At 42.5% G+C, this 7,639-nt stretch carries 5 protein-coding genes and 2 tRNA genes; 5 read left to right on the top strand and 2 right to left on the bottom strand.

Going from position 1 to position 7,639, the window contains the following annotated elements; all coding sequences use genetic code 11:
* The first annotated feature begins 96 nt into the window (after nt 1-96).
* Nucleotides 97-2,091 carry a hypothetical protein gene (locus F0251_RS23940; protein WP_239930727.1) on the top strand — a complete coding sequence of 665 codons (1,995 nt, stop codon included), beginning with the start codon at nt 97-99 and terminating at the stop codon, nt 2,089-2,091.
* Between the two features lie 78 nt (nt 2,092-2,169).
* On the opposite strand, the gene ltaE is transcribed toward F0251_RS23940, so the two are convergent.
* Both ltaE and F0251_RS23950 read right to left on the bottom strand, forming a co-directional pair.
* Complete coding sequence (ltaE, locus tag F0251_RS23945) at nt 2,170-3,180, bottom strand: low-specificity L-threonine aldolase (RefSeq protein WP_061030874.1); 1,011 nt, start codon at nt 3,178-3,180, stop codon at nt 2,170-2,172.
* Between the two features lie 17 nt (nt 3,181-3,197).
* Nucleotides 3,198-3,713, bottom strand: a complete 516-nt coding sequence (locus tag F0251_RS23950; RefSeq protein WP_061030875.1) for an NUDIX hydrolase — start codon at nt 3,711-3,713, stop codon at nt 3,198-3,200.
* A gap of 287 nt (nt 3,714-4,000) precedes the next feature.
* On the opposite strand from F0251_RS23950, the gene F0251_RS23955 reads away from it, so the two are divergent.
* The 4 genes from F0251_RS23955 to F0251_RS23970 all read left to right on the top strand — a co-directional run bounded on the left by F0251_RS23955 (nt 4,001) and on the right by F0251_RS23970 (nt 7,510).
* Nucleotides 4,001-5,656, top strand: a complete 1,656-nt coding sequence (locus F0251_RS23955; RefSeq protein WP_061030876.1) for an ATPase RavA domain-containing protein — start codon at nt 4,001-4,003, stop codon at nt 5,654-5,656.
* A gap of 10 nt (nt 5,657-5,666) precedes the next feature.
* Nucleotides 5,667-7,112: an ATPase RavA stimulator ViaA gene (viaA, locus tag F0251_RS23960; RefSeq protein ID WP_008216424.1), complete on the top strand. Its 1,446-nt coding sequence runs from the start codon at nt 5,667-5,669 to the stop codon at nt 7,110-7,112.
* Nucleotides 7,113-7,309: 197 nt separating this feature from the next.
* A tRNA-Cys gene (locus F0251_RS23965) sits at nt 7,310-7,383 on the top strand.
* Nucleotides 7,384-7,419: 36 nt separating this feature from the next.
* A tRNA-Gly gene (locus F0251_RS23970) sits at nt 7,420-7,510 on the top strand.
* Nucleotides 7,511-7,639 lie beyond the last annotated feature (129 nt).

The raw sequence follows: 7,639 nt of genomic DNA on the forward strand, positions 1-7,639 counted from the left end.
CTTTTTGATTTTTTTATCACTAGGTTCGATTGTTATTTTTATTGTTATTTTTATTATTAGCGGCGAAGCATAAAATCTCAGCGAGAATAAAAATACATGAAAATATCTAAGGCTTTGCCGTTCGTATTAATGAGCGCGCTTTTGTCGAATACTTCTTTTGCACAAGACGTTAATCACTCGTCGGTTGTTCAAACGGTGTTTTATGACCAAGTGGATCCTCAATACCATGACTCCCTATACCTATTTCAGTTGGTTCTTTCGAAGAATTGCTTAACTTACCGTTCGGAAGAGAATCCTTGTAAGGATTATCTGAAAGAAAAATACGATTCGGTTTCTTCGGATTGGTATCAAGAGCAAGAGCCAATTAAGAAACAATATCTTAATGTCAAGCTCGAGATGATTAGTAATACTAATATCGTTCTTGCCGATGTTCATCATGGAGATCAGGGTTATGTTAGCCCTATTATCGCAGACACGCAGTCCATTATGGACGCTCGTATTAACCCTGAACTACAAACAATCATTCGCCGAGAGCTGGATGAAAACAGCAGTAAAACAGGGCTAGATTTTGTCGGTGCAAAACAACAATTGTTCGTTCAGTATGATAATGAAGCAAAGCGCTTTCATGATGCTGAAATTGAGCAAATAGATTTTTCGTCACCAAAGCCAACAAAAGCAGAGAAAATCCATTATCAAGAGCTGCTGTTTATACAAAAATATCTTTCAGAAAAGTTATCGATGACTACTGCTGAAAGGGAGTTAGACAAGCTTTTAAAGGATGTAATTCGAGACATAGTTAGGTGTGCGGAGTGTACTACTACGCCTATAGTTAAAACTTGGAACAACTCGTACGTGGCCTACAAAGAGGTAAGTCTTTCGGAGGTGATGTTGTTTGGGCTTGAGACGATCCCTACGGGTAACGCAGAAGTTTTATATCCAGCAGAGTATTTTAAGCCTGGTGAACAGGGTGTTTCTGTTATTGAATTTCTTTCAAACCTTCGCTCTTATATTATGCAAAATGAATCGACTTTGTTTGTTTCAAAAGACAAAGTAAATAATGATTTAAAACCTGCAGGTATCGATCCAATCTCTTGGGAAGTGATGAAGAAGAGCGTGTCGGATGTTAATTTGAATTCTGAAATTTGGAAAAAGGCGATGGTTCCTAACATTCGTCGTTTGTTTAATTCATTAGTCAAAATTACAACAGGGCCTACAGGGGCGACTTTTGTAAACTCTGCCTCTCAGGCAATGAATAAGGCTGTTACAACAAACTTTAAGCTGGTCAATATCGGGAAAACATTCAATTTAGCGAGTGCTGTAAATGCGGTTGTAAAACACATTCCTAAAGTGGTCACCGGGGAATCCGAGCGTCATTTATGTAATAGTGACGAGATTGAAGGTAGTGGTTTTACTAATGGCATTACGCTTGAAGAGCTGTGTGTGTATGTTCCTAATTTCCGTAGTCAATCCTTCCCGATTACAGTAGGCTCGTTACTTGATCAAAGTGAAGGTTCTGCGATTGTTGAAGATCTCAGTGGTGGGAATACTGCGATGACTACGCTATATCAAATCCTTCCGTCTGTTATTAACCCTTGGGAGTGGATTTTTAATGGCTTACAAGCGATAAGTGGTGTGGACTTAAGGGTGTATGGCCAGGACATCATGGGTTATCGTGTGACTTTAGTGCATGATAGTGGTGCTATCGTGTATCGAAATATTATGTTTGCAAAGCAAGAATTAGTCTTGTCAAAAGACCAGCTATTTGATGCCGATGTTAGTCATTATACAATGAAAGTGTACAGCAACTTGAATAACAACGAAGTTGCGAACTTCGCTCTAAGTCAAAGTATGTTTGACCGCAGTTATGGTGGCGTAGTCAAAGGCAATAAATTCTATTTTGTTGAAGAGATTTTTGATAACCAAAAGCAGGAATATGTCAATAATGGTCGCGCAATCAAAGTATGTGGTTTACCGCCGCAAAACAGAAATGATGATGAGTTCCTTTATGAGTGTCTAGAGGATAGATTTTACCCTCGTATTATTCCTGATTACTATATGGACAACATGCGTGTAGTACCTAAACCGGAATAAGTATTAACTGACTGATGGTAAAAAATGCCACACGACATAGTGTGGCATTTTACGATTCGTTAAGGGCTGATTATGGTATTAGACTGTCAGCGCTTTTTGTAATTCATTTAAGAATCGAGAAATATCCTCTGCACTAATATCGCGGTGAGTGACAAAACGTACAGGGTTACCAGGTGTCATTGTAATACCTTGTTCGCTAAGTTCACCTGCGATACGGTTGATATCCACTGACTCGTCTAACTTCGCAAATACGATATTTGTTTGAACGAAATCCGGGTTAACCGAGAAGCCTTCCAATTTACTCAAGCCAATAGCCAGGTTTTTCGCGTTCTCGTGGTCAGCTTTGAGCTGAGTAACGTTCTCAGTCAGCGCCATTTTTCCTGCTGCGGCAAGAATACCCGCTTGGCGCATACCACCACCGACCATTTTACGTAGTCGACGTGCTTTAGCGATGTACTCTTTACTACCAAGTAGCAGAGAGCCAATCGGAGCACCCAAACCTTTTGATAAACAAATCGTCATCGAATCGAAGTGTTGTGCGATCTCTTTGATGTGCACGTCTAGTGCCACTGCTGCGTTATATACTCGCGCGCCGTCTAGGTGCATTTGCAAACCGTGTTGGTTTACGAAATCACGAGCTTCCGCTAGGTAAGACATTGGCAGTACTTTGCCGTTAATCGTGTTTTCTAAGCTTAGGAGTTTAGTGCGAGCGAAGTGGCTGTCGTCTGGCTTAATAGCAGCGGCAAGCTTTTTGAAATCAAGAGTGCCGTCAGGGTTGTTCTCGATTGGTTGAGGTTGAATCGAACCCAGTACCGCAGCGCCGCCAGCTTCGTATTTGTAGTTGTGCGCTTGTTGACCACAAAGGTATTCGTCTCCACGCTCACAGTGTGCCATTAGGCCGAGTAGATTAGCTTGCGTACCTGAAGAGGTGAACATCGCGGCTTCAAAACCCGTTTCGTTTGCAGCCCACTGCTCAAGTTCATTTACGGTTGGGTCGTCACCATATACATCATCACCGACTTCTGCGTTTGCCATTACACTGCGCATTGCTTGTGAGGGTTTAGTTACGGTATCAGAACGAAAGTCCATGTTTCTCTCCTAGAGTATTATAGGTAGCCGCAGAGTTGGGCTTTACTTAAACAAGCGATAGTTTTTGTATCGGTGATTTGATCGTGTCGTATTTTGTCGTGCAGTTCTTCTAAGCTCAGCTCGATCACTTCTATGACTTCATCTTCATCACATTCAAAGCGGGTTGTGAGGCTAAGGTCTTTTGCGACGAATAGATGCTGTATCTCATCGCAGAAGCCAGCTAAAGGCGTAACTTGCCCCAAGCTTTGAAAAGAAGTTGCACTGTAACCTGTTTCTTCTTCCAGTTCGCGCTGTGCGCATTCAAGAGGTGTCTCGTTAACTTCCATCGTGCCTGCAGGCAGTTCTAAAAGCCACTTTTTAAGGGAAGGACGAAACTGGTTAATCAGGATGATTTTTCCAGATGAGGTGATAGGAAGAATAACGGCCGCACCAGGGTGATTGATTGTTGTATGTTTTACCACAACGTTCGTAGGGAGCGTCACGGTCTCTTCTATGAGAGAAATACTTTTCCATTGATGGATAACTTTATTCATGCAGTCTGGCCACGTTCCTTGCCAATTTGTCGTATTCGAAAGACGTGCACCACCTTAACTTCTATGGTGTCGAAAATAAAAGAAAATTTAGACATAGTTTTGAATTAAATTTCACACCATCCGTGACTCTACTCTCAAATTTGCAATCTATGATTACATCGAAATTACTGACGTAACCATCTGATATAAATGCAACTCAATAATAAAATACACTTGTAACAAAGTGCTAACAAATGTATAAAAACAAATCTACACTCTTTATTGTCCAAAGATTTTCGGAGTAATGCATGACCCCTTCTATTTCTTCACATGCTGACAAGGCGCTACTCTCTGAAAGAATTAACAAATTAGCGCATGCTCTCTCTGATGGTGTCTACGAAAGAGAAGATACCATTAAGCTCTGTTTACTGGCTGCTTTGGCTGGTGAAAGTGTTTTCCTACTAGGCCCTCCAGGCATTGCAAAAAGTCTTATCGCTAAACGCCTAATCCAAGCTTTCGATAACAGCAGCTATTTCGAATATTTGATGACACGCTTTTCTACGCCTGAAGAAGTGTTCGGTCCTCTAAGTATCCAAGAACTGAAAGACAACGGTCGCTACGTAAGGTTGACTGAAGGCTACCTTCCAACCGCTCAAGTCGTATTCCTTGATGAAATCTGGAAAGCTGGTCCGGCAATCCTTAATACACTCCTTACTGTTGTGAATGAAAAAACGTTCAAGAACGGTAGTGATATTGAACGCGTACCAATGCGCTTATTGGTCTCTGCGTCGAATGAACTTCCAGATGAAGATAGCGGCCTAGAAGCGCTTTATGACCGAATGCTTGTTCGCGTGTTTGTAAACCGCATTCAGAACAAACAAAACTTCAAGTCGATGCTGACGGCAGGCACTTCTCAAGAAGCTGAGATCCCGAAGGGATTGGCGATCACGGATATTGAATATCACCAGTGGCAAAAAGAACTCGACAAGCTTGAACTGACAGATAACGCATTCAATAAGCTGTATGAGTTGAAAACCATGCTAGAAGAAACGGTTAAGCAGCAGGGTTCAACTTCTGAATCCGATCTGTATGTTTCAGACAGACGTTGGAAGAAAGCTGTGAAACTGCTGAAGGCGAGTGCGTTCTTCAGTGGTCGTGACAGCGTAAACCCGCTTGATATTCTTTTACTGCAAGATTGTTTGTGGCACAGCCCAGAATCACGAGATGTGGTTCGTAGTGTGGTCAAAGACTTTGCGTTGAATCGAGCTTTTGATCAACAAGAGTCCAAAGCTCAAATTGAAATGTCACGTGAAGAGCTTGAAGATATCCAAGACGAAGTTGAATCAACACTTTCTGTTTCCCTCTCAATGGAGACAACCAGCGGCCTTCTACGTAAAGACGTTTACCACAGCGATATTAAAAACGCGAAGACGTACAGCGTCGGTAGTGCTTACAACTTAGTTAAGTTAGTTCTGCTGCAAAGCAACATGTCAGTTTCAGAATCAGAGAAAGGCGATAGTCGTTGGGTTTACGTAGCGAAAGATGATTTCGATCGTGTGCTTAAAGAAGGGCACGGAGATATTTACGGTTACGTAAACGAAAACAAGAATCTGTGTCGCTTGAAGTTGGATCTTGATGCATCGAACCAGCTAGTGATTAAAGACATCGCGAACCGCTCGGTATTAGTCAGTGTTGTGACCACTGATGGTTTGGACCAAGAGCTTTATAACAAATGGTTGAGTGGCGCTGAGCGAGCACTTGAGCAGCTAAACGAAGCTGAATTCAAGCTGAAACGAGTGCGTACCGATTTCCACGATGCGCTACCTCACAACTATATTGACCCAGAGCTACCAAAAGCGATGGAGTCAAGTTTACAAGCGGTAACACAAGAGCTTGAGACCGCGAAAGTGAAGAGCAGCAAGATTGCTCAGCGTCTTAAATTTATGAGTCAGTACTTCGAGTAGAGGGGAAAGTATGTTAGGAGCAGACGGTTTAAACCTTGCTTTAATGGTTGCTGACTCAGGCATCATTGATACGGCGATGAATGATCTCATCGCCCGTTCTCAAGTGATGATGGCTGCTGAGAATAAAGGGGTAAAAACGTCGGTGAAAAACCACCTAGTGAAATGGCGCGGTAAAGTAAAAAAACGCGTTACGAAGGTGTGTGAGACCGACCGATTCCAAGAAGAAATCGCGCTTTATCAAGAAGTGATTCACTGGGATGAACCCCAGTTTTTTGATGAGATCGATAATGTCATCAAAAAATTGGAGTGGCACTCAGCGTTTTATCTGCAAGCTAGACGCCTGATGGAAAACAACAAGGGCGTTTATAATGCGATGTTCCCACACTACTTCTGCGATCAGTGGTACCAATCGCTGTCAGATGCTATCAAGCAAGCCCAAGTGACAGAACTTGAAACCAGTAAAGAGAAAGTTTTAGCGGATCTCTACCAACGTATGGAAACCATGAAAAACATGGATAAAGTGACGGAATCTGGTGATGAGGGCAGTGTTGGACGTTTGTGGGATATGGCTTCTGCTAAGTTAAGTAAAACGGACTTAACCGTAATGAAGCGTCACGCCGAGTTTTTAAATAAACACAAAGGTCTACAAGAGATCGCTGAGAAACTGGGTCGTATGGCGGGCATGGAAGACGATCCTTCGTTACATAAAGCCCCTGTAGAAGAGCTGCAGATGGTTGAAGAGAAAAGCGATGAAGCCGTAGACGATATCGTCGGGATTCATGAAAGCGATGATCTTAACAAGATGCTGCCAAACGAAACCATGTTCTTGGCTTACCCAGAGCTTGAAGTTATCTTCTACAAACACTTGGCAGACAAACGCTTACTAAGTTACCGATCCAAAGGTAAGTCTCGTACGTTACGTAAAGTTAAGGCGCAAAAGCCAGACAGTAAACACGTTGATATTGAAAAGGGGCCGTTTATTGTTTGTGTAGATGCCTCTGGTTCCATGAGTGGCTTTCCTGAGCAATCCGCTAAAGCAATGGCCTATGCACTAATGCAAATTGCTCTTGCGGAAGAACGAGATTGTTACGTGATCCTTTTCTCTTCGGAACAGATTACTTACGAGTTAACAAGACAAGATGGCTTACGTGAAGCGAGTGACTTCTTGAGCTATTCATTTCACGGAGGTACAGATTTGGAACCTGTATTGATGAAATCGATCGATTTGATGACAGGCGACAAATACAAGAATGCCGATTTAATCGTACTGTCTGATTTTATTGCCCCTAAGCAGTCTGACGAGATGATCGCTCAGGTTGAAAAGTTGAAGGAACATAAGAACCGTTTCCACGCAGTAAGCCTTTCTAAGTACGGTAACCCTCAATTGATGACCATGTTTGATCATTGTTGGGCATATCACCCGAGCTTGGTTGGTCGCTTCATGAAGAAGTGGTAGACCGCGAGTCACAAATTTAAACCAATTTGCTGTGTGTTTTTTAGCTGAAAAGATCGAACATGCAGCAATTTGATTTAAATGTCAGCAAACAGAATTTAAATTCACTTTTTTGTTTGACTATCTCTCCTTAATCCGTAAAGTAGGCACCCGAACACAGCGGAGTGACTTATTTAGTCAGTAAAGTGTTGAAATAAAAAGGCGCCTTGGCAGAGTGGCTATGCAGCGGATTGCAAATCCGTGGACCTCGGTTCGACTCCGGGAGGCGCCTCCATTATCTCTCTGATCTCTAGAGCAGAATAATGAAAATGCGACACTAGCTCAGCTGGTAGAGCGCAACCTTGCCAAGGTTGAGGTCACGCCTTAAGCCTTGAAGAAAGGGAACCTCGTGTGTCGCTCCAAATTTTGTAATGTTGACTGATGTTTACATTAAGATGGTGTTTTACTTTTCAGTAATCGGCATCGCAATAAAGAATTGCGTGCCCTGGTGGTGGAATTGGTAGACACAAGGGATTTAAAATCCCTCGACG

The sequence above is a fragment of the Vibrio sp. 070316B genome (assembly GCF_013114115.1).
Classification (GTDB): domain Bacteria; phylum Pseudomonadota; class Gammaproteobacteria; order Enterobacterales; family Vibrionaceae; genus Vibrio; species Vibrio chagasii_B.

Bases quoted from the DNA above. Each gene is read 5' to 3' on its own strand.
- F0251_RS23955 (WP_061030876.1), top strand. From the start codon at position 4,001: ATGACCCCTTCTATTTCTTCACATGCTGACAAGGCGCTACTCTCTGAA.
- F0251_RS23950 (WP_061030875.1), bottom strand. From the start codon at position 3,713: ATGAATAAAGTTATCCATCAATGGAAAAGTATTTCTCTCATAGAAGAG.
- ltaE (WP_061030874.1), bottom strand. From the start codon at position 3,180: ATGGACTTTCGTTCTGATACCGTAACTAAACCCTCACAAGCAATGCGC.
- viaA (WP_008216424.1), top strand. From the start codon at position 5,667: ATGTTAGGAGCAGACGGTTTAAACCTTGCTTTAATGGTTGCTGACTCA.
- F0251_RS23940 (WP_239930727.1), top strand. From the start codon at position 97: ATGAAAATATCTAAGGCTTTGCCGTTCGTATTAATGAGCGCGCTTTTG.